General features: G+C 66.4%; 16 protein-coding genes. 10 read left to right on the top strand and 6 right to left on the bottom strand.

What is annotated here, in order from left to right:
• Nucleotides 1-58: 58 nt before the first annotated feature.
• The 3 genes from ispG to Mal64_RS02100 all read right to left on the bottom strand — a co-directional run bounded on the left by ispG (nucleotide 59) and on the right by Mal64_RS02100 (nucleotide 4,098).
• Complete coding sequence (ispG, locus tag Mal64_RS02110; RefSeq protein ID WP_231993558.1) at nucleotides 59-1,198, bottom strand: (E)-4-hydroxy-3-methylbut-2-enyl-diphosphate synthase; 1,140 nt, start codon at nucleotides 1,196-1,198, stop codon at nucleotides 59-61.
• 216 nt (nucleotides 1,199-1,414) lie between these two features.
• A complete protein-coding gene (locus tag Mal64_RS02105) occupies nucleotides 1,415-2,125 on the bottom strand; it encodes a YggS family pyridoxal phosphate-dependent enzyme (RefSeq protein WP_146396340.1) in 711 nt (236 codons plus the stop codon).
• A gap of 119 nt (nucleotides 2,126-2,244) precedes the next feature.
• The gene (locus tag Mal64_RS02100; protein ID WP_146396336.1) at nucleotides 2,245-4,098 is read right to left on the bottom strand and encodes a hypothetical protein; all 1,854 of its coding nucleotides are present in this window, start codon (nucleotides 4,096-4,098) and stop codon (nucleotides 2,245-2,247) included.
• A gap of 359 nt (nucleotides 4,099-4,457) precedes the next feature.
• Here Mal64_RS02100 and Mal64_RS02095 point away from each other — a divergent pair, with 359 nt between their 5' ends.
• A complete protein-coding gene (locus tag Mal64_RS02095; RefSeq protein ID WP_146396333.1) occupies nucleotides 4,458-5,183 on the top strand; it encodes a YdjY domain-containing protein in 726 nt (241 codons plus the stop codon).
• Between the two features lie 113 nt (nucleotides 5,184-5,296).
• Complete coding sequence (gene aroA / locus Mal64_RS02090; protein ID WP_146396330.1) at nucleotides 5,297-6,583, top strand: 3-phosphoshikimate 1-carboxyvinyltransferase; 1,287 nt, start codon at nucleotides 5,297-5,299, stop codon at nucleotides 6,581-6,583.
• A gap of 155 nt (nucleotides 6,584-6,738) precedes the next feature.
• Here the strand turns inward: aroA and Mal64_RS19585 are convergent, their stop codons facing one another.
• Nucleotides 6,739-6,969: a response regulator gene (locus Mal64_RS19585; RefSeq protein ID WP_197525349.1), complete on the bottom strand. Its 231-nt coding sequence runs from the start codon at nucleotides 6,967-6,969 to the stop codon at nucleotides 6,739-6,741.
• A 524-nt stretch (nucleotides 6,970-7,493) separates the two neighbouring features.
• Between Mal64_RS19585 and Mal64_RS02085 the strand changes: the two genes are divergently transcribed.
• The 8 genes from Mal64_RS02085 to Mal64_RS02050 all read left to right on the top strand — a co-directional run bounded on the left by Mal64_RS02085 (nucleotide 7,494) and on the right by Mal64_RS02050 (nucleotide 18,172).
• Nucleotides 7,494-8,510, top strand: coding sequence for a hypothetical protein (locus Mal64_RS02085; protein ID WP_146396327.1), 1,017 nt, complete (start codon nucleotides 7,494-7,496; stop codon nucleotides 8,508-8,510).
• A 73-nt stretch (nucleotides 8,511-8,583) separates the two neighbouring features.
• Nucleotides 8,584-9,363 carry an ABC transporter ATP-binding protein gene (locus Mal64_RS02080; RefSeq protein ID WP_146396324.1) on the top strand — a complete coding sequence of 260 codons (780 nt, stop codon included), beginning with the start codon at nucleotides 8,584-8,586 and terminating at the stop codon, nucleotides 9,361-9,363.
• The gene (locus Mal64_RS02075) at nucleotides 9,360-11,168 is read left to right on the top strand and encodes a putative ABC transporter permease subunit (RefSeq protein ID WP_146396321.1); all 1,809 of its coding nucleotides are present in this window, start codon (nucleotides 9,360-9,362) and stop codon (nucleotides 11,166-11,168) included. The genes Mal64_RS02080 and Mal64_RS02075 overlap by 4 nt, the downstream gene beginning before the upstream one ends.
• Before the next feature lie 73 nt (nucleotides 11,169-11,241).
• Entirely contained in the window at nucleotides 11,242-12,087 is an 846-nt protein-coding gene (locus Mal64_RS02070) for a menaquinone biosynthetic enzyme MqnA/MqnD family protein (protein ID WP_146396318.1), read from the top strand.
• A gap of 88 nt (nucleotides 12,088-12,175) precedes the next feature.
• Nucleotides 12,176-13,315, top strand: a complete 1,140-nt coding sequence (gene mqnC / locus Mal64_RS02065) for a cyclic dehypoxanthinyl futalosine synthase (protein ID WP_146396315.1) — start codon at nucleotides 12,176-12,178, stop codon at nucleotides 13,313-13,315.
• A 202-nt stretch (nucleotides 13,316-13,517) separates the two neighbouring features.
• Nucleotides 13,518-14,288 carry an ABC transporter ATP-binding protein gene (locus Mal64_RS02060; RefSeq protein WP_146398691.1) on the top strand — a complete coding sequence of 257 codons (771 nt, stop codon included), beginning with the start codon at nucleotides 13,518-13,520 and terminating at the stop codon, nucleotides 14,286-14,288.
• A gap of 39 nt (nucleotides 14,289-14,327) precedes the next feature.
• Nucleotides 14,328-16,565, top strand: a complete 2,238-nt coding sequence (locus Mal64_RS02055; RefSeq protein ID WP_146396313.1) for an ABC transporter permease subunit/CPBP intramembrane protease — start codon at nucleotides 14,328-14,330, stop codon at nucleotides 16,563-16,565.
• A 260-nt stretch (nucleotides 16,566-16,825) separates the two neighbouring features.
• Nucleotides 16,826-18,172: an amidohydrolase family protein gene (locus tag Mal64_RS02050; protein ID WP_197525348.1), complete on the top strand. Its 1,347-nt coding sequence runs from the start codon at nucleotides 16,826-16,828 to the stop codon at nucleotides 18,170-18,172.
• 145 nt (nucleotides 18,173-18,317) lie between these two features.
• On the opposite strand, the gene Mal64_RS02045 is transcribed toward Mal64_RS02050, so the two are convergent.
• Together Mal64_RS02045 and tkt are read right to left on the bottom strand one after the other, a co-directional pair.
• On the bottom strand, nucleotides 18,318-20,096 hold the full coding sequence (locus Mal64_RS02045) for a hypothetical protein (RefSeq protein WP_146396308.1): 1,779 nt from the start codon (nucleotides 20,094-20,096) through the stop codon (nucleotides 18,318-18,320).
• 27 nt (nucleotides 20,097-20,123) lie between these two features.
• Nucleotides 20,124-22,178: a transketolase gene (gene tkt / locus Mal64_RS02040; protein ID WP_146396305.1), complete on the bottom strand. Its 2,055-nt coding sequence runs from the start codon at nucleotides 22,176-22,178 to the stop codon at nucleotides 20,124-20,126.
• Nucleotides 22,179-22,232: the final 54 nt, after the last annotated feature.

Here is a 22,232-nt window from a genome sequence, read left to right as displayed (position 1 = left end):
CAGGCTAGGTGACATAGGTATATCAGACGATGCCGTGGCTGGGGGACAGAATATTTAGCTACGCCTTCGCCGCGATCACCGCGTCAAGTTCCGTCTTCAGGCGTGGCAGGATCTCATCGTAGCCGAACTGTCCCAGCGGCTCGGGGCCGCGTTTGAGGTTCACGTAGTTCGGGCCGCACCACAGGCCGAGGTCGGCGTCGTCGGTTTCGCCGGGGCCGTTCACGCGGCAGCCCATCACGGCGATCGTCACGGCGTGGTCCTTGGCGTAGTGAGTCATTTCCTTGACCTTCTCGGCCAGATCGACGAACGCCTCGTTCTCCACCCGGCTGCAACTCGGGCAGCTGATCAGGTTGAGCGTCGGCAGGCCGTAGTCGACGACCGAGCGGACGCGGCCCGCCTGCACGTCGGCGATGATCGACCGGCCGGCGGCGATCTCCTCGCCCTTGCGGTCGTTCGGCACGGTGAGCGACACTCGCACCGTGTCGCCGATGCCGCGGCCGATGAGCTGCTCGAACGCGATGCGGGTCTTGATCACCCCGTCGGGCGGCATGCCCGCCTCGGTGACGCCCAGGTGCAGCGGCACGTCGGGCCGCGCCGCGGCGAATCGCTGGTTCACTTCCACCACGAGCTTCGGGTCGGAGTCCTTCAGCGACACGACGAAGCGGGCGAACCCCAACTCGTCCAAGTACGCACAGTGCTCGAGCGCCGATTCGAGCATCGGCGAGACGCTGTCTGACGGGTCGTGCTTTTCTTTTTGCGCGGGGTCGACGCTGCCACAATTCACTCCCACCCTTAGTGCGCAGTCGTTGTCCCGGGCCACGCCCACCAGGTAGGCGACCTTCTCTCGCCACGGCTTGTCACGCTCGTGATGGTAAAGGTGCCCCGGGTTGTATCGCACCTTGTCGACGTGCGGCGCCACCAGCTCGGCGAGTCGGTAGTTCTCTTGCAGGTCGACCGACAAGTTGGCTGAGGTCTGCTTACGCACTTCGGCGAGCGCGGCGGCGTCGGCCTTTGAGTCGACCGCGATCCGCACCACGTCGGCCCCGGCCTCCTGCATGAGGTGGACGAGCGCAACCGTGGCGTCGATGTCCTGGGTCTTGGTCGCCGTCATGCTCTGCACGGCGATCGGGGCGCCGTCGCCCGCGGTGATCGAACCGATGCGGACCGGGCGGGTCGGGTTGCGTTTGATCTCTACCAAGGGAATTGAACCACGAAGGAACGACGGAACTAAGAAGGGAGTAAGAAGCTATTGAACCACGAAGGCGTGAAGAGCACAAAGGACGGGGAGACAGCCCACGAATACGCGCGAATAAGCGGGGATCTTTCTTTCCTCGATTCGCTTCAATTCGCGCGTACTTGCGCGTATTCGTGGTCGGCTTTCTTCGTTCCGTCGTTCCGTCGTTCCTTCGTGGTTCTATTCGATTCTAGACCAGAGGGCCGAGCCGACGCGGACGCTCGTGGCGCCCTCGAGGATCGCCTCTTCGAAGTCGCCCGACATGCCCATCGACAGCTCGTCGAGCGTGAGTCCAGGCGGCGCCTCGGCTCGCAGCGTGTCGCGCAGTTCCCTGAGAGCGGCGAAGTTTTGGCGGGCGACCGTGGGGCCCCCCTCGCGGGCGGCCATGGTCATCAGCCCGCAGACTTCGACGCTCTTGAGCATCGGCAGTTCCGGCAGCAGCCGCTTGAGCTCCTCGCTGGAAAACCCATGCTTTTCGGCGTCGCCTGAGCAGTTGGCCTCGAGCAGCACCCGGGCGGTGAGCCCCTGCTTGGCGGCCGAGGCGTCGATCGCGCGGAGCAGCCGCTCGCTGTCGACGCTTTGGATCTCGCGAGCGATCGGCAGCGTGCGGTCGATTTTGTTGCGCTGCAGGTGCCCGATCAATCGCCACTCGATCGGCTTGCCGGCCAACTCGGGCGCCTCGGCCTTGGACCAGAGCTGTTGCGGCCGGCTCTCGCCGATGACGGAGCAGCCCGCCTCGACGAGCGCGGCGGTCGCCGCGGCGTCGACGTACTTGGCCACGCCGACGAGCGTGATGTCGCTAGGGTCGCGCCCCGCCTTGGTCGCGGCGCCGGCGATACGGGACTCAACGCTCTCGAGATTGCGTCGGACGGTGTCGGCGAGCGGAGGCATGTGCGCGATTGTCCCCTCCCCCCTTGGGGGAGCCATTCACTTAGGAAGAGTGGGGGTGGGAGCGGGAAGCGAGTACCCGGCGCGCCCCCGCTCTGGCCCTCCCCCCAGAGGCTTGGGAGTTAGTCTTCGTCCCCGTCGATCTCGAAGTACTCATCGATCTCGCCCGAAGCGAGGAACTTTCCGATGAGGCCTTCGCTCGCGAGGTTGTGACCAATGAACGTGCGGTTGGCGGGCGGGTCGAGCGAGCGGTAGACGACCCACTGCTCCTTGCCGGCCTGGGCGCGGAAAGCGACCGCCGTGTCGTGGTCTACCCTTTCGAGCGACTGCGCCACGGTGAGCTGGCGCCAGGTGCGCTGCTTCTTGAACCGCTTGGGCGAGAGGTCGATCCAGAGCGGGTTGACGAGGTTGCGTCCGATCCGCTCGATCACGCCGACGAGTCGCTCGTCTTGCTGATTGAGCTCGCCGCAGCGCGGGTCGGCGCGCCACTCGGGCAGGGCGAGCGGCAGCACGCCGGCGGCCGGCTTGCCCTTGACCGTGAGCCAGCCGTCGCGGGTCTCTTCTTCTGCGCTGAAAGCGACACCGGGGCCGAGCGGCAAACGGTTCTCGATCCGCATCGCCTTGGCGCCCTCGCCTTCGGTCATCAAGATCTCGGACAGGTAGGCGACGCCGTCCTCACGCGACAAGAAGAACTGCCGTTCGATCTTGCCTCCCCCCACCAGATCGAGCGTCAGCTCGAGGTAGTCGCAGTCCTCGTCGCTGAACCAGCACTGCTCGGCCCAGTCGCCGTCGGGTTCGACCGGCTGGCCTTCGAGCGAGGCGGCGAGCGGCCACTCGCCGCTCAGCAGCCGCTTACCCTCGCAGACGAACTCCATCCGGACGTTCTGGGCGTAGTCGACCGTCAGCCGTGGCGCCGCGGCGTCCCAGCCGGCGGCGAGCACCGCCACGTGGGCCCACTCGGAGTGGTTCGACGGCTCGGGCAGCAGGCTGGCGCTCAGCTTGCGTTTGGCGGCTTGCTGCACTTTCGGGAGCCGCCGCTGGGCGGCGGCGAGGTCCGACTCGTCGCCCGCCAAGTCGAGCGCGGCATCGAAGAGCGCCAGCGTTCCTTTCACGGGGGCGTCGGCAAACGGGAAGCGGCCCTTGCCGCCCACCAGCCGCAGCGTTTGCCGCACGAGCCAGCCGTACTGCGTGTCGGCGCCCGACGACCAAGCTCGCTTGTCCGCGGACTCGCCTATCAGGCCGCATCGGGTCCAGCAACCCAGCAGCAGCGGCGTGTGCTCGAGGAATCCCCCCTGAAGCAGCCCCTCGCCGTCGGTCAGGCCAGTGAGGCCTTCCGAAAGGTTGGTTTTGGCCAGCGGACGGAGCCGCTTGAGCGGACGGAGTTCGGGCAGCTGCGCCGCGAGCGTGAGCGGCAGTTCTCCGGCCAGCAGTTGTTGGGCGATCGCCTCGCTTGGCTCCGGGTCTTCGCCAGGAGATATTTGCTCGGCCTGGCCGACGATCGCCATCAGCCGATCGCACAGCGACCACCACGCGTCGGCGTCGACTCGCGAGGCGAGCGCCGGCAAAGCCGCGGCCCAAGCGACCGAACGCAGGGCGAAGTCGACCGTCAGGCTGTCTGGAGCGGGGCTATCGGAAACGGGGCTGCTGAGTTCCTCCAGCAGGCACGCTTCGAGCCGACGCGGGGTTTTGTTGGCGGCGAGTGCCGAGCCTAGCTGCGCGAGCCACTCGGCCGTGTCGGGCGAGGCGCCCCAGGCGAGCGCTGCGATCGCGTCGGCCGCCGCAGCGGGGGCGAGCCAGCCGCATCCCGGGTGCGTGGGATTGCGTTGGGCCAGGTACCCCAACCAAGCCGCTCCCTCACGGGCGTCGGCCTGAGCGGCGGGCGACCACAATTCGGCCGCCGGCAAGGAGCGGAGCCCCTCGCTGGCGCTGGCGGGCTTGGTGAGGCTGTCTTGCGGGTGCGTATCTACCGTTGCCATCGCGATCCTTCTCGGCTCCGCAAAGTGAAACTACTGATGCTGTCGACCGGCGGTGCGTGCGCCGTAGACCCCCTGCGGGCCGAGACGCTAGATTACAAGTCCAGGGCCGAGCAATGCCGACGGACGGGGCGATCCGCCACCATTGCCACGCACTTAACCCGCCCTGATCGCTTCGAACGACTCAACCTTCCAAGAGGCCGGCCTTGATCGCGACAGTCTATCCCGTGGGCGGCGCATGTCCTAGATGCGAGAAGAGGTTTCTGCTTTACGCTTTCGGCAGAGCGGCCTTCGTTTTATCGCTTATCGCGGCGAGCGGCGTCGCCGGGGCCCAAACCGCATCTGAAGCAGAGGGGCCGTTGGTGAGCCCGCTGCCAGGTTCGCTCCCCGAGCCAGCTCCCTCGGCGTCGGAGCCCGCCGTCTTCAAGCCGCTCGACCCGCCGCCCGGCGCCCGCCGATTGGCCCCCAACGACGAGGTTTGGGTCGACGCCGCGAGGTCGACGGTCTATGTCGGCGGCGTGGTCTGCCTGCGGGAGGGATTCCTCGAGATGTTCGCTTGCCCACGGGAATCGAAGGAGCACGAGTCGGTCGTCGCCGTCAATTCGCCCGCGTTCCTGATCCACACCGCGCTGCTGGCTGTCGGCGCCGAGCCGGGCTCGCCGGTCCGTTTTCAGCCCAAGTACGTCCCCCCCAAGGGCGACGAGATTCTCGTTCGTGTCGAGTGGCGCGGCCCCAACGGAGAGATCGAGCGAACCACCGCCCAGCAGTGGGTTCGCGGCGTCAAAGACCGCCAGCCGATGAAGCTGCCGTTCGTTTTCGCTGGTAGCGGCTTTTGGACCGACGAGGATACCGGCAAGCAGCACTACCTGGCCGAGTCGGGCGATATGATCTGTGTGTCGAATTTCGGCACCGCGATGCTTGACGTGCCGGTCGAAAGCACCCAGGCGAACGAAGGCCTGCTGTTCGAGGCCGCCACGGAGAAGATCCCGCCGCTCGGCACGCCGGTGCGGCTGGTGCTCACACCCAAAAAGGCGGCCGAGAAGCCGCCGGCCGCCGCCGCCGAATCGGCGCTTGAATCGGCCCGTTAATCGCTCACTGCGGTCGATGTCGGCTTGCCAGCGGGCGCTCGGTCCGCGATGGTGGCCCTCCCCCTTGTGACGTTTCCCCGCACCCCGGCCGCCGGTTTCTGGCGCCAGATGGCATGACTGAAGCGATCGAGATCCAGCCCGTCGAAGGCCCCGTGAAGGCCCGCGTTCGGCCGCCGGGGTCGAAAAGCATCACCAACCGGGCCCTCGTCTGCGCGGCTCTCGCCGACGGCGTATCGACCCTCAGCGGCGCTCTGGTGAGCGACGACACCCGGGTGATGATCGACTCGCTCAACGCGATCGGCGTTGGCGTCTCCGAGCGACGCGGCGGGACCGAACTGGTGGTCAACGGCTGTGCGGGCGCCGTGCCGGCGCTCGAGACCGACCTCTACATCGGCAACAGCGGCACGACGGTGCGGTTTCTTACCGCGATGCTCACGCTCGGACGGGGTGAATACCGGCTCGACGGCACGCAGCGGATGCAGGAACGACCGATCCAAGACTTGGTCGACGCGCTCAACGCACTCGGCGCCGATGTCAGCTGCGAGCAAAACAACGGTTGCCCGCCGGTCTGGGTGAAGGCCAAGGGGCTGCCGGGCGGCAAGGCCGCGGTGCGGGGCGACATCTCGAGCCAGTTTCTCAGCGGGTTGCTGATGGCCGCTCCTTGTGCCGCTGCGGAGACCACGCTCGCCGTCGAGGGCGAGCTCGTCTCCAAGCCTTACGTAGCGATGACAACGGCCGTGATGAGCGCCTTCGGCGTGGAAGTCGAGGTGGCGGAGGAGTCGCAAACGTTCTTGGCGCCAGCGGCGGTGTCTTACCGGGCGGCTATGTACGACATCGAACCAGACGCCTCGGCCGCCAGCTACTTCTGGGCGTTGGCGGCGATCACCGGCGGCGAGGTGGCTGTCGAAGGGCTCACACGTGACTCGTTGCAAGGCGACGTCGCCTTCGTCGAGTGCCTGCAAAAAATGGGCTGCGACGTCGCTTACCATCCTGGGGCCACGATAGTCAGCGGCGGCGAGCTACGCGGCGCCAAGCTCGACATGAACGCCATCAGCGACACCGTGCAAACGCTCGCCGCGGTGGCGCTCTTCGCCCAGGGGCCCACGGAGATCCGCGGCGTCGCCCACAACCGCCACAAAGAAACCGATCGCATTGGTGACCTGGCGACCGAGCTGCGCAAGCTGGGAGCCAAGGTCGACGAGTTCGACGATGGCTTGAAGATCACGCCGCGAGAGTTGCACGGCGCCGAGATCGAGACCTACGACGACCACCGCATGGCGATGAGCTTGGCGTTGGTCGGGCTGCGGGTCCCCGGCGTGCGGGTCGCCAACCCGGGCTGCACGGCCAAAACCTACCCGGGCTACTTCGAAGACCTCGCCACCGCTTGCGGCGGCAAATAAAAAAACGGCGGCTAGCTGATTAGTTCGGCTGGCCGCCGTTTTAGAGGTTCGAACACCGTAATGGATTGAACCTCTCGCGTGCTACTTACTTGTCGGCCCGCTAAAGAGTGGTGCCTCTGCGAGCCGACGCCTGGGTGAGGCCGTTCTTCAGAAGGTTAGCAAGCGCCCAGCCCAATACCGCTCTCTTCAGCGGTGCGAATGAGCTCCTCGGCGCGACGAAGCAGTGCGTCGTCGTTGGTTTCTATTTTGTCGTTCGCGTCTTCGTTCGCTCGGAAAGTCGCGCTGCAATGTTGGCAGGCAACCTTTTTGCCGAGGTACTCAACGCGCACCTGCAGACTGCGTCCGCATGTAGGGCATTCCTTAAGGAAATACACCGCTCGTGGCATGACAACACCTCCTGTGACACGTGGGGCCTGTTAACTGTTCCGCAGCTAAAGCCCGGTAAGCCAGAACCAAGCTACCCGAAGACGGCCGGGAAGCAATATTGGTTCCCGCGAAGGTAGCGATAACACCAGTGCGATTTGATGTTAAAGTACTATAACTCGGTGGGGATAAATTGTCCGATTTTACGCAAACCCCTCCGCGCATGGCCTGAATGGGTTAATTCGCGACGGGGGCGTTCCTGCTTAGAACAGACCTGAAAACATGTATCGCTGCCTGGAACCGCCGGAATCAGGCTCTCCAAAAGCGGTTGAGAAGTTCTTGTTGACCGCAAACCTATGGGTTCCGCTCGCACGCGGTCTATGGCATCGCTAGACTTACGGAAGAGCTACATGAAGGGGAGGGCGCAGAGCGAGATCCCTTACGAGGTGCCGTAGCCGTCTTGGTCCAGCAAGCCGGTTCGTCGCGTCGCCGGGTCTGGCCGAGCCGTCTATGACGTGACTCGCCTAAGGGGGCCCGGAAGCCAGCCATGGGAAATCGTTTGTTCACCGCGGCGGTCTTAACGACCTGGGCCGCCAGCATGTCTTGGCTTCTGTTCGCCAAGATCTTGCCGCAGATGTACCGCGGCGAGCCGCCCGCCACGCTGGCCATGCACGATAGCCGCCCAGTGGCGTGGGAGATTGAATTCGGCGGCAAAAAGTGCGGCGAAGCCGTCTCTCAGACTGTCGATGGCGTCTTGGGCGCCAAGGAAGTGCACAGCCTCGTGCGTCTGCGGGACATCCCGGTTGCGCAAGTCGCCCCTCCCTGGATGGCGGGGCTCGTGCAGAGCCTGGGAGGCGTGTCGCTCACCATGCGGACGCGGGCGATGCTCGACTCGATTGGCAAGCTCTCGTCGTTCAACGCCAAGATTGAGGTGAACGACATCCCCGACCATGTCACGCTCAGCGGCCGCGTGAACAAAGGCACTTTCGTCGTCAAAGCACGCGTCAGCGGGTTCACCAAGGAGATGGAGTTTGCTTGGCCGGAAGATGGCGTGCTCTCCACAGAGCTGATACCCGACACGAAGCTGCTCCACGCCTCGGTGGGGCGCAAGTGGGTGCGCGAGGTCTACAACCCGTTTGGCACGCCGCGTTCTCCCGTCGAGATGATCGAGGCCGAGGTGATGGAGCAGGTGCGAATCACCCACCACGGCGATTTGGTTAACGCCCGACGAATCGAATACCGCGCGTCGCCAACGGCGGGCGTGTCGAGCGACAACCGCCTCCGCGCGGAACTCTGGGTGTCGGACGATGGACGGATCCTCAGACAGCACGCCTACTTTGTCAGCACCAAGCTGATGTTCGAGCGGATGGACGAGCGGAGCTCGAACCAGATCGCCCACGACCTGCTCGAACTGGCCCGCTACGCGGTAGTCGACCAGGCCGAGCGTCCCGCCGAAGAGAGCACTGCTTCTGTACCGACGTGGGAGGCCGGCGGCGGCGCGGGGTTCCGTCCGATCGGCACTGAGGCCGACTCTCCCGCTGCCCATCCGTCGGGCGTAAACTGAAGCGACTGGATTCAGGGCTTGGCGTCGCCAGTCTTCCCAGGAGCAGGTCCCCCGGCAGCCCCGGCGCTTAGGCATGATTGAGTTCGAAGCGGTCAGCAGGAATTACGGCTCAAAACAGGCCGTCCGATCGCTATCGCTCCGCATCGAGAGCGGCGAGCTGTTCACGCTACTCGGCCACAACGGCGCAGGCAAGACCACCTCGATCAAGATGCTCGTCGGCTTGCTACGGGCCGGCGCCGGCCGGGTGCTCGTCGAAGGGTTCGATGTCGCCCAAGACCCGCGGCGGGCGGCCCAGCTCATCGGCTACGTCCCCGACGAACCGTATCTGTACGACAAACTCTCGGGCCGCGAGTTCCTGACGTTCGTCGCCGAGATGCACGGCCTGGCGCCGCACGAGGCGGCGGCGGCGATCGGCCGCGAGGTCGAGCGGTTCGGTCTAGAGCCCTTTGTCGACGACCTGTGCGAGAGTTACTCGCACGGCATGAAGCAACGCACGGTTTTCGCCTCGGCTTTGATCCACACGCCGCGGGTGCTGATCGTCGACGAGCCGATGGTCGGCCTCGACCCGCACAGCATCCGCTTGGTGAAAGACTTGATGCGCGAGCAGGCGCGAGGCGGGGCGACCGTGTTCATGTCGACCCACACCCTCACGGCCGCCGAGGAGATCGCCGATCGCATCGGGGTGATGAACCGCGGCGAGCTGCTGTTCCTGGGAACGCTCGACGAGATGCGTCAGGCGGGGGGCGACGCCGACGGGTCGCTGGAGCGGCTGTACCTGGACATGGTCGGCGCCCACCGCCCCGAGGCCGAGTCGCAGCCGACAGAGACCGACGCCGAGGCGGCCGCCCCGTGAGCACGACAACCCCCGAGGGCGTGGCCCCCGCGGCGCCGAGCGAGGACACCGAGGCGCGCCTCTTCAGCCGGCTGCGCAAGCAGATCATCGCGGCCAACCTTCGGGAATTGATGGCGCACGCCCGGTTGCGGACGCTGCTGGTCGCGGGGCTCAGCGCGTTTTTCTGGGGCGGATTGTTCCTGCTGTTCCACTGGGGGTTCAGCTTCATCTCGCAGCACGTCGGCGCCCCCGGTGCGTCTTACCACTCGCAAACCGTTCAGTTCATCTTCGACCTGTTCTTTGCGTCGCTCAACGTGATGCTGGTGTTCTCCTCCGGCATCATCCTTTACAGCGGTTTGTTCAGCTCACGCGAGGCGCGTTTTCTGCTCACCACCCCGGCGCGGGCCGAGCGGATCGTGCTGCACAAGTTCGAAGAGGCGGTGCTTTTTAGCAGCTGGGGGTTCTTCCTGCTGGCGAGCCCCATGACGATCGCCTACGGCTTGGTGAGCGGGGCGGGCTGGCAATACTATGCGTTGATCATGCCGCTCGTGCTGTCGTTCGTGTACATCCCGTGCGGCGTGGGAGCGCTCATATGTTTGTTCTTGGTGTACATGATGCCGGCGATGCGGCAGGCCGTGGCGGCGGTCGTTGCATTGGTGTCGGTGGCGTTTGCTGGCAGGGCGGTGTGGCTCACCGTGAGCGGGCCTCAGGAGCGGCTCTTTGGGAGCGAGTGGTTCAACGAGACCGTGCGCCGCTTCAGCATCACCCAGGAAGAGTGGCTGCCGAGTTCCTGGCTGAGCCACGGCCTGCTCGAGGCGGTGCGACCGATGACGGGCGTGGCGACCGAGTTCACCGAGACGCCGATCATCCGCAGCCTGCTCTACCTGTCGGTGCTCGTAACCAACGCGTTGCTGCTCCGTTTGGCGGTGTGGCAGGCGGGCAAGTGGTGGTACCGCAAGGCCTTCAGCCAGCTCGAATGCCGGCCGCGCTGGCCCCGTCGCGCGGCGATCGCCTGGGTCGACCGCCTGGCCGACCACGCCCTCGCGCCATTGCCCAAGCAGATGCGGCTGATCTTGATCAAGGACTGGCGCCTGCTGCGTCGCGACCCGGTGCAGTGGTCGCAGTTCCTCATTTTCTTCGGCCTGTTGGGGCTCTATTTCCTGAACCTCGACCGCTTCAACAACCCGAAGAACGACGTCAGCTACATCACCTGGGTCAACATGGTGAGCTTCCTGAACCTGGCGGTCGTGGGGCTCATTCTGTCGACGTTCACCACGCGTTTCATCTACCCGATGGTCAGTCTCGAGGGACGCCGGTTCTGGGTCTTGGGACTGATGCCGATCCGCCGCGAGACGATCGTGTGGAGCAAGTTCGTGTTCGCCTCGTTCGGCTCGTGGGCCCCGTGCGGGCTGCTGATCTTGGTGAGCGACGCGATGTTGCGGGTCGATGGGTTGATCATCGCGGCCCACCAGTTCACCACGGTGCTGCTCTGCTTCGGGCTCGCGGCGCTCGCGGTGGGGCTCGGGGCGATGATGCCCAACTTCCACGAGCCGTCGCCCTCGAAGATCGCCGCCGGCTTTGGAGGGACGCTCAACCTCGTGCTCAGCGCGCTTTACATCATCGTGACGATCGTGCTCGCCGCCCTGCCGTGTCACATCTACCTGATTGTCGAGCGCGGCGCCTTCTCGCTCGGTTTTGTGCAAGCAGAGCACCTGCCGTACTGGGTGGTGGGGGCGGCGCTCTTGGCGATCATCGTTGGCATGGTGACGACGCTATTGCCCCTGCGACGCGGCGTGCGGGCGTTCCGCGATCTCGATTTTTTCTAAGGGGCAACGGGTCGTCACCTAGGGCCGGCGCTCGCCAGGCTGGCCCACGTACGCAACAATACCCAGCAGACAGATGAGCACCGACGCCCCCCATAACCCGCAGCAGTTCCCCGCCGAGACGGCCCTCACGCCGTTGCGTGTGGGGGCGGTCAACTACCTGAACTCGAAGCCGCTGGTCGAAGGTTTCGACGGCTCGCGTGTGGCGGAAGGCACGCGCCTGTCGTTCGACCTGCCGAGCCGTTTGGCCGACGCGTTGGCCGCCGGCCGTTTGGACGTGGCGCTCGTGCCGGTCTTCGAGGCGCTGCGTCAGCCGGGGCACAAGATTGTTTCCGACGCCTGTGTGGCGAGCCGCGGCCCGGTACGGAGCGTGAAGCTCTATTTCCGAACCGAGCCGGCCCGTGTCCGCCGCCTCGCGCTGGACGAGGGCTCGCGGACCAGCGCAGCGCTGAGCCGCGTGCTGCTCGGCCGGCGTTTGGGCGTTGAGCCGGAGCGGACCTCGTTGCCGCTCGGGTCGGGTCTTGCCGACGCCGACGCCGACGCGGTGCTGCTGATCGGCGACCGCGCGATGCTCCAGGACGAGGCGCCCTTTCACACCGTTTGGGACCTCGGCGCCGAGTGGCTCGCCGAGACGGGGCTGCCGTTCGTGTTCGCTTGCTGGTGCGTTAGGACTCCACTCCCTGACGGCTCTCTGGTGAAGGAACTTGAGCGCTGCCGCGACCGCGGCTTGGACAGCGTTGAGGCGATCGCCCAACGCGAGGCGCCCGCTCTGGGGCTCACGGTCGAGGAGTCGGTCGAGTATCTCAGCCAGAACCTCAAGTTCCGCCTTGGCCCGCAAGAGCGGCAAGGGCTGGCACGTTTCCGCACGGAATGCGAAAAACAGGGATTGTTGGCGCCCAACGGCGCCGCTGTCGATGGATAACGACACGCCCCACGCCCGGGCCGCACGCTCGCCCCGCCAGTCGCTGGGCCGGCTCCTTCCAATCAATCGCCCTAGATTTTCCTAACGCATGATCGCTCCCATCCCCGTCAGTGAGCTGCTCGAAAAATCGGTCGCCGGCGAGCGTCTCACACCCGCCGAGGCGTTGCGGTTGCTACGCGATGCGAGTTTGACCTCGCTCGGCCGGGCGGCCGACGAGGTCACGCGGCGGCTCCACCCCGAGCCGTACCGCACCTACAACATCGACCGCAACATCAACTACACGAACGTCTGCACGGCGGTGTGCGACTTCTGCGCGTTCTACCGCGGCCCGAAGTCGGACGAGGGCTACGTGCTCCCCTTGGAGGAGATTCTCGAGAAGATCGACGAGACCGTCGCGCTCGGCGGCGAGCAGATCTTGCTGCAGGGCGGCCTGCACCCCGAGTTCAAACTCGATTGGTACGAGGAGATGCTCTCGGCGATCAAGTCGCGCTACCCGCAGGTCAACATCCACGGTTTCAGCCCTCCCGAGATCCACCACTTCACGAAGCTGAACAAGCTGCCGCTCAAGACCGTGCTGGAGCGCCTCCGAGCGGCCGGCCTCGGCAGCCTGCCGGGCGGCGGCGCCGAGATCCTCGTTGACCGCGTCCGCAAGGAGATCACCCGCGGCAAGGTCTTGTCGGACGACTGGCTGAACGTCTGCCGCGTGTGGCACGAGCTCGGGGGCCGCGGCTCGGCAACCATGATGTTCGGCCACGTCGAGACCCTGGAGGAGCGCATAGAGCACCTCGACCGCGTCCGCCAACTGCAAGACGAGACCGGCGGCTTCACGGCGTTCATCTGCTGGACCTTTCAGCCGGACAACACGCAGATTTCTCACCTGCCGCGGGCCGGGGCGCACGAATACCTGCGCACCAACGCCGTGGCCCGGTTGTTCCTCGACAACGTGACGAACTTGCAGTCGAGTTGGGTCACGCAAGGATTGCAGGTGGGGCAAATGGCGCTGCTTTACGGCGCCAACGACATGGGCAGCTTGATGATCGAAGAGAACGTGGTAGCCGAAGCGGGCACGGTCCATTTCCTCACACTCGACGACATCCGGGCGAGCATCCGGGAAATCGGTTACGAGCCGCGCCAGCGGAACGTCTTCTACGAGTTGGTCGACCGTGAGTTTGAGCCCCCAGCAAACGACACGGCGGGCCGGCTGCCGAAGCTACCGGTAGTGAACTAAGGGTCGCCCGACCCAGCGAGCCGCGGCGCCGGGGCAGACTTGCAGCATCCCCCCTTTAGCACGAGCACTTTGCGAGTCCTCTAGCAGCTCCCCCCCGATACGACACCGAGAGCGGCCGCACAGGAGGCGGCCGATCGTGACCAACCCGCCCCCCGAAGCCGAAGCGGCCGACCGCAGCTCGATGGCCGGCCCGCCGCGGGTCATGGTGAGCGCGCAGGAACTGACCAAGTGTTACGACGAGGCTCAGGGCGAGCCGTTCGTCGCGGTCGACCGGCTGTCGTTCGAGGCGCACTCCGGCGAGGTCTTCGGCCTGCTGGGGCCCAATGGGGCCGGCAAGACCACCGCCCTGAGGATCCTCACCACGCTGCTCAAGCCGAGCTCCGGCGTGGCGATGATCAACGGCTTCGATTGCGCCGCTCAGCCCGAGCTCGTGCGCCGTCAGGTGGGGTTCATCTCGGCCAACACGGCGATCTACGACCGCATGACCGCCTGGGAGTTCGTCGAGTACTTCGGCCGCCTCCATGGCTTGGACGACGACTTGCTGCACGACCGCATGGAGTCGCTCTTCGAACGCTTGCAGATGCAGAACCTGCGCGACATGCTCGGCTCGAAGATGTCGACCGGCATGAAGCAGAAGACCTCGATCGCTCGCGCGTTGGTCCACGACCCGCCGGTGATCGTGTTCGACGAAGCGACGAACGGCCTCGACGCGTTCGCCGCCCGGGCGTCGCTCGACGAGGTGGCGAAGCTACGCGACTTGGACAAGTGCGTGGTGTTCTCCACCCACATCATGAGCGAGGTCGAGCGCATCTGCGACCGCATCGCCGTGATGGACCGCGGCCGGATCGTGGAGTCCGGAACGCTCGAAGAGCTCCGCGAGCGCCATGGCGAGAGCGACTTGGAAGAGCTGTTCTTCCGCCTCGTTCGCGGCGGGGCCGAGGATGGCCCCCCGGTCGCTGACCCAAACGACTGACCCCCGGCACTGGCATCTAGCAATGGCAAACGGCATCGGATGAACTGGCGCAACACCCAACTGATCTGGTTCCGCGAGATGCGCGACCAGGTGCGCGACCGCCGCACCCTTTTCATGGTGGTGGTGCTGCCGCTTCTGCTTTACCCACTGCTAGGCATGTCGTTCTTGCAGCTGTCGCAATTCATGCGGCAGACCAAGGCGAAGGCTTGGCTCGTGGGAGCCGAGCAACTCGACTCGCTCACGGGGGTGTCGCCGCTGGTCGAGGGCGAGCGTTTCTCGGCCGAGTTCTTCGATTCTCCGCTCGAGAGCGATCTGCTCAGCGTCTCCCGCGCCGAGCAGACGGGGCCGAACACGCTGACCGTGGCGCGGGCGCGGGTCGCCTCGGGCGAAGTCGACGTCGTGCTCTACTTCCCCGAAGACTTCGCCGCGCGGTTGCAGGCGCTGCGCGACCGAATGGGCGCGCTCAACGAGGGGGAGTCGCCCCTGGCGGTAGTGGCGGCAGCCCCCAAGCCGATGGTCATCTACAGCACCGCGCGCGAGGCTTCGCAGGTCGCGCAGTTGCGTGTCCGTCGGGTGCTCGATCGCTGGCAGCAGCGGATCGTGCAGCAGAACCTGGCCGTCAGCCGCGTGCCGATCGCCGCCACTCGCCCGTTCGAGGTCGACCCGATCGACATCGCCAGCGTCCAAGGCCGTCAAGCGGTGGTGTGGTCCAAGCTGCTGCCGTTTATCGTCTTCCTATGGGCGCTCACGGGGGCATTTTACCCGGCGGTCGACCTCTGCGCCGGCGAGAAAGAACGCGGCACGCTCGAGACGCTGCTCGCCAGCCCGGCGGGCAGGACCGACATCGTGTTCGGCAAGCTGCTCACCGTGATGACGTTCAGCATCCTCACCGCGATGCTCAACCTGATTTGCATGGGGGCGACCGGTCGGTTTGTGATACCGCGTTTGTTGGGCGCGGCGGGCGCCGGCGGGCTGGGCGACTTGGCTCTGCCCTCGCCCTGGTCGCTGCTTTGGTTGCTGCTGGCGATGCTGCCGGTCTCGGCGTTGTTCGGGGCGCTGAGCCTGGCTTGTGCGTCGTTCGCCCGCAGCACCAAGGAGGGGCAGTATTACTTCATGCCGCTATTCATGGGCCTGATGCCGCTGCTCGTCTTCCCCACGATGCCGGGCATCGAGCTCAACCTCGGCACGAGTCTCGCCCCGGTGATGGGCCTGGTGCTGCTGATGCGGGCGCTGATCGAGGGGCAGTATGCGTTCGCGTTGACTTACACCGCGCCGGTTGTGGGGGTGACGCTGCTCTGCTGCTTCGCAGCCGTGCGGTGGGCGGTCGCCCAGTTCAACCAGGAGAGCGTGCTGTTCCGTGAGAGCGAGCGGTTCGACTTGCGGGCTTGGCTCGTTGGCTTGGTCCGGCGCCGCGACGACACGCCCACCCCAGCCGCGGCGGTGGTTTGCGTTGCGTCGATCTTGATCGTGCAGTTCTTCGTGCAGATGCTGCTGGCGGCCAGCCCGCCCGAGGCGCCCGGCTTCGGCTACCTGGCGACGGTGCTGCTCATCAGCCAGCTGGGGTGCATCTTAGCGCCCACCTTGCTGCTGGCTTATCTGCTGACCCACAGCCCGCGGAAAACCTTTTTGCTGCAGAAGGCCCCCTCGTGGCGGCAGATCGGCCTAGCCGTTTTGCTCGCCCTGGTGTTCCACCCGTTGGGCCGGCAGCTGTCGCTCTGGATCGCCCAGCTCTACCCGATGAGCGAAGGTGTCCAGGCTCAGGCGATGGAGTTTGCTCGATTGCTGGGCGACGCACCCTACCCCTGGATAGGGGTTCTGATGATCGCCGTGCTGCCAGCCATTTGCGAGGAGTTAGCATTCCGAGGATTTGTGCTCAGCGGTCTGCGGAAGGCCGCTACCTCCCCCGAAGCGGTGGTGCTCACGGCAATCGCTTTTGGAGCCACACACACGCTCCTACAGCAGTCGATCTCCGCAGCGGCTGTTGGCGTGGTAATTGGCGTTCTAGCTGTTAAGACGGGCAGTCTGTGGCCCTGCATGGCGTTTCACGGGGCGTACAACGCCTTGCAGCTTCTTTCCGTGCAATATTGGGTCCCTATGCGGGATTTGGCGGATCAGTGGGGGGCCCGCGGATTGGTTTTCCGTGAATTCGAGGGCGAGCAACTAGGCTACGGGCCCCTAATTGTTATTCTGGGTTCGGTGGCGGCTCTGTTCGTCTTGTCTCGGATCGGACGCCACCCGAGCGATTCGGCCCCGCGCCGCGAGCCCTGCACGGCTTGAGCCGCTAGAAACCGCCAATTTTATCGGTTTCGACGCGGCCCGCCGTCCCTCAGGGCCCCGCGTCCGTGTTGGCGGGCCAATCGCACGTTCCCGTCGGAGCGCCTGGCAGCGCGATCGTCGGCCCGACTTCGCCGCAGGGTTCCTCGGGACCCTCGGGAAGGAGTGGCCGTGGTGATCGCTCCGTCAGGCGGACTCCGCCGGCACCACACGTGATTGCTCTTAGGAAACCGATGTCACAGCTGGCTTTACGTGCACGGGTTGTGTTCCCCGTGGCCGCGCCCCCGGTCGAGGACGCCATTGTCGTGGTCGACCGTGGACGAGTGACCCGCGTTGGGCGACAGGCCCCCGCGGGCGTCGAGGTGCGCGACCTGGGCGATGTGGCCCTGCTCCCGGGGTTCGTTAACTCACACTGCCACCTCGAGTTCAGCGCCCTCAAACGGCCTCTGGGCCGTCGCGGCGCCACGCTCCCCAAGTGGGTCCGCCAGGTCATCGAGAAACGCCCCACGGCCAAAACGGTGGGCAAGGCGATCGCCTCGGGCCTCGAGCAGAGCCTTCAGAGCGGCGTCACCACGCTCGGCGAGATCTGCCGCACCGAGACCGACTCTTACAAGACCGACTCCCCGAGCCCACGGCTGGTGCTGATGCAGGAGTCGATCGGCTTCTCGCAGGCCCGCTCCAGCTCGGCGTTGGTGGCTGCGGAGAACCGACTCGACGAGCTCGGCAGCCTGCTGCCCAACGGACGCGCCAACGGCCACTCGAACGGCTACCTGAATGGCGCCGGCTCCAACGGGTCCAATGGCCACGGCGCCGGTTTGCTCAACGGCTCGAATGGTCACACGAACGGCCACGCCTCGCAAGACGACAAATTCTTCCTCGGCGTCAGCCCGCACGCCCCTTACACGGCTTCGCCGCAGCTGATCCGCGAGCTCGTGGCCGTGGCCGCGGCCCGCGACCTGCCGGTGGCGATCCACCTGGCCGAGTCGCCCGAAGAGCTGCAGCTGCTCACCGAGGGCAAGGGCCCGTTCCAGCAGATCCTCGAAGAACGCGGCATGTGGGACCCGTGGGTCATCGGCCGCGGGTCGAGCCCGATGGACTACCTGCGGATGCTGACCAAGGCGCCGCGGGCGCTCGTGGTGCACGGGAACTACCTCGACCACGCCTCGCTGGCGATGATGGGCCGCCACGCCGGCGCCATGTCGCTGGTCTTCTGCCCACGGACCCACGCCTTCTTCAAGCACAAGCGTTACCCGCTCGTCGAGGCGCTCGAGCTGGGCGTGCCGGTTTGCCTGGGCACCGACAGCCGGGCCTCGAACCCCGACCTCTGCCTGCTGAGCGAGATGCGCGAAGTGGCGGGCCGGTACCCGGAGGTTGATCCCGAGCAGATCTTGCGGATGGGCACCCTCGCCGGCGCCGAGGCGCTCGGCGTGACCGACGTCGGAGCGATCCGGCCCGGCGCCTGGGCCGACTTCGTGACGGTCTCCCTGCCGGGCGCCGCCACGGCCGATAGTCGGCCCGGCGAACTGCTCGCACGCGTGCTCGCCGATGAGCAACCGGTCGAGAGCGTCTGGATCGGCGGCGAGGAACTCGCCGCGATGGCCGCGGTCTGACCGGGAGTGGCTGAGCCGCAGCAGGCCGCACGGTCGAAGTAGCTGACGGCCTTGCTAGCGGGCGATAGTCGGGAGATTACCCGGCCAAAAGTGTAGGCCGCAAGAAACGGCCTCATGCACCCAGCGCCCACTCGGCGAACAACACTCAGTCGGCTTCGACCGCTCGTTTGAGAACGCCCACGAGCGTCTCGCCCGGAACCCGGGCATCGACCCGCAGCCGCGCGGCGTCGGGCTGTTTCGTTGGCGCTTCGTAGACCGCGAAGTCGACCGCAGGCATCGGCGCCACTTCGGCGATCGGCCGCCGGCCGATCACCCCGTCGTTCTGCAGCGACTCGAGCCTGCCGAGCCAATTCAGGTGCAGGTCGAGGCGATAGGAGCCCGCGACGGTGGCGCCGTCCTCTGGATAAGACGGCTCGTCAGACGCGGGGCGGGCGGTCGCTCGGGTTGCTTCGTCGATGCGGCTGACCAATCGCTCCCGCGGTTCATCGCCCACGAGCCACGCCGCCTGTGCGTTTTCCGGCGTGTCGAGCCGCACGCAACGCGTGGTGTGCTTGCCCTCGTTGCCGTAGAAACGGGCCATCAGCTCGTTGACTTCCGGCAGGTCGGTCACTCCCGCTGCGGCGGCGACATCGGTCGAGAATTCGAGGCCCTCAAGCCGCCGGCCGTCGTTTTGGTCGGCCAAGGGGGACTGCTTGACGGTGAGCTTGAAGCCCGCCTCGGACGCCTCGACCAGCGTGTTCCAGCGGATCCCCAACGCGGCGGCCGCCGCCCGCAGGTCGCGATCCTCGGACGTGCGGACCAAGGCGAACTGGTTCGCCGCGATCGGCTCGCCCGGCTCGGGGTCGACGACACGCAACTCGGCCCCGTCGACCGCGGCGACGAGACCCCGGGCGGCTTCGAGGAACTGCTCGAGTTCTGGCTGCTCGTAGGCTTGCGCCTCAATAAAATCGGGCCGCCCCACGAAGCACGCCTCGACCAACTCCGCCGCCAATGGCGTCGCGGGGCCGGCGTAGGTCGCTCGCAGGATCGTGTTGTCGTCGCCGAGCGGCAAGCGGGCGGGAGCGCGGCGGCTCATCACCGGGGGGCGGCTCGGCAGGCCTTTCGCGGCCAAGGCGACCTCGAAACGAGCGCCCAGCTGGTCGTCGAGTGCGACGCCCACGCTCACACCCTCGAGCAACTCGACTGCGTGGCCGATCACCTTGGCGTTGAGCGAGAGCACCGCGTTGATCCGCTTGAGCGGTCCGCGGCTGCGGTCGAAGATCGCCAGCCGTGGCGGCAGCCGGCGGGCGGCCTCGGTCGAGAGCCGGGCCAGCTCACGCAGCCCCTCGGCGGAGCAGTACGCCTGCAGGTTGCTGGGCGACTCGAGCGGTGTGGGTAAGGTGCTTGACGGCGCGGCGCCCGCCACCGCGGCGAAGTCGACCGGAGCGACCCGCAGACACGGGCCTAGCGGCGCGGCGACAAACTCCATGCCCATCGTCTCGAAGAAGACCCGATCGCCCGTGTTGTCGCCGTTCACCGCAGCCGCGAAGCGGTCGAGATCGGCAATCGGCAGCAGGGCGAAAGGTTGGGTGGGGCCTTCGGGATTGGTCTTAGCGGCGCCGAAGACCATCGTGTCGCTCGCGAGCGGCGAATCGCCGTTCCCATTTGCGCCGAGCGCCATTCGGAGCATCGCCCCGGGCCGGACCGACCATGAGCCCGCCCGCTTGCCGAGGTCGGCGAGGCGGTCGTCGAGCAGGGTTGAATCGGTTGTGCTAACCGCGACCAGCCATCCCTCGGGCAAGGCCTGGGACCACTCGTGCTCAGCACTGTCCTGCCGAGCACCGGCGGGCGGCTCTTGGGCGTGGGCGCTCGCTGCGCTAAACAACCCCACCAGGCCCGCAAAAGCGAGCGCAAGCCCGAGCGTGCTCCGCGAGGCGGCTGGCATGGGGTGCGTGGCTCTGCGGTGCGGGGATCAGCCGAGCAGCTTCTTGGCGGCGTCGTAAACGGCTGTGGGCGTGATGCCACGGTCCTCGTACACCTGTTGGTACGGGGCCGACGAGCCGTAGCCGTCCATGCCGATGAACACGCCATCGAGACCGAGGTAGCGGTCCCAAGGCTGCTGGATCCCGGCTTCGACGGCGACACGCTTAGTGACGCCCGGCGGCAGCACGCTGTCTTTGTAGGCTTGGTCCTGCTCGCCGAACCGCTCCATCGAGGGCACGCTCACGAGCCGCGCCTTCACGCCATCCGAGGCGAGCTTCTCGTACGCCTCGGTGGCGATCGACAGCTCGCTGCCCGACGCCATGAGGATCACGTCCGGGGATCCGTCGGCGTCGGCCATGACGTAGGCGCCCTTCGCCACGTTCTCGGCCGGCGCGTATTTGTCGCGGCACAAGGTCGGCAGGTTCTGACGGGTGAGCACCAGGACCGTCGGCCCGCAGGTGTTGGCGATCGCGGCGCGCCACGCCTCGGCGGTCTCGTTCGCGTCGCCCGGGCGGAAGACGGTGAGCCAAGGGATCGCCCGCGCGGCGGCGAGTTGCTCCACCGGCTGGTGGGTCGGGCCGTCCTCGCCCACGCCGATCGAGTCGTGCGTGAAGACGTAGATCACCGGGACCTTCATGATCGCGCTGAGTCGCATCGCCGGTCGCAGGTAATCGCTGAAGACGAAGAACGTGGCGACATAAGGCCGCACGCCGCAGAGCGCCATGCCGTTGGCCATCGACGCCATGCCGTGCTCACGGATGCCGAAGTGGAAGTTGCGGCCGGCGTGGTTGTCCGATTGGAAATCGCCCTCGTTGTCGAGCAGCGTGAGGGTCGAGGGCGCCAGGTCGGCCGAGCCGCCGATCAGCCAGGGCAGGTTCTTCGCGGCGCCGTTGAGCGCCATGCCGGAAGACTTGCGGGTGGCGAGGCCCTTCGGGTCGGCGTCGAACGTGGGGATCTCGGCGTCCCAGCCCGCGGGCAGCTGGCAGGCGAAGATCTGCTCCAGCTCGGCCGCCTCGCTGGCGAACTCCTTCTTGTAGGCGGCGAACAGCTCGTTCCAATCCTCGCGGGCCTGCTTGCCGCGGGCGCCGAGCGTCTCTTGGAAGTGCTCGCAAACGCCTTCGGGCACAAGGAACTTCTCGTCCGCGGGCCAGCCGTAGGCCTCCTTCGTGAGCTTGATCTCTTCCTCGCCGAGCGGGGCGCCGTGGGCGCCGTGCGTGTTCGCCTTGTTGGGCGAGCCGTAGCCGATGACGCTCTTGAGGATGATGATGGTCGGCTTCGCGTCCTCGGCCTGGAAGGCGTCGAGCGCCTTGGCCATAGCGCCCAGGTCGTTCGCGTCGTCCACCTGCTGAACGGCCCAGCCGAGGCCGCGGAACCGCTCGGCCACGTTCTCGGTGAAGGCCAGATCGGTGTCGCCCTCGATCGTGATGTTGTTGTCGTCGTAAACCCAGCACAGGTTCGACAACTTCATGTGGCCGGCGATCGAGGCGGCCTCGCAGCAAACGCCCTCCATCAGGTCGCCGTCGCTGCACTGCACGTACACGTTGTAGTCGAACAGCTCGTAGCCCGGCTTGTTGTAGTTGGCGCCGAGCCAGAGGCTGGCGGCCGCCATGCCGACGCTGTTGCCACAACCCTGGCCCAGCGGGCCGGTGGTCGTTTCCACGCCGTAGGTGTGCTTCACCTCGGGGTGGCCCGGGGTGCGGCTCTCGAACTGGCGGAATTGCTTGAGGTCCTCCAGCGTCAGCGCCGGCTCGTCGGTCCCGTTGCCGTTCTCGTCCGCGGTCTTGACCCCCGCCAGGTGGATCATCGAGTAGATCAGCATCGAGGCGTGGCCGCACGAAAGCACGTAGCGGTCGCGGCCCGGCCACAGCGGCTCGGAGGGATCGTAGTTCAGAACGTCGGCCCACAGCTTGTAAGTGACCGGCGCCAGCGCCATCGGCGTGCCGGGGTGGCCGCTGTTCGCCTTCTGAACGCCGTCCATCGACAGCGTGCGGATGGTGTTGATGGCCGTGGTCTGGATGTCTTCGAGGGTCGCTGAGCTCGACATGGTCTTCCCGATGGTCTTTTCGATCGTGGGGGCGGTCGCGACGGCGTGACCCAA

Source organism: Pseudobythopirellula maris (assembly GCF_007859945.1).
GTDB classification, from domain to species: Bacteria; Planctomycetota; Planctomycetia; order Pirellulales; family Lacipirellulaceae; genus Pseudobythopirellula; species Pseudobythopirellula maris.
The sequence above is the reverse complement of the archived record's forward strand: the minus strand, read 5'-3'. Positions and strand labels throughout refer to the sequence as shown.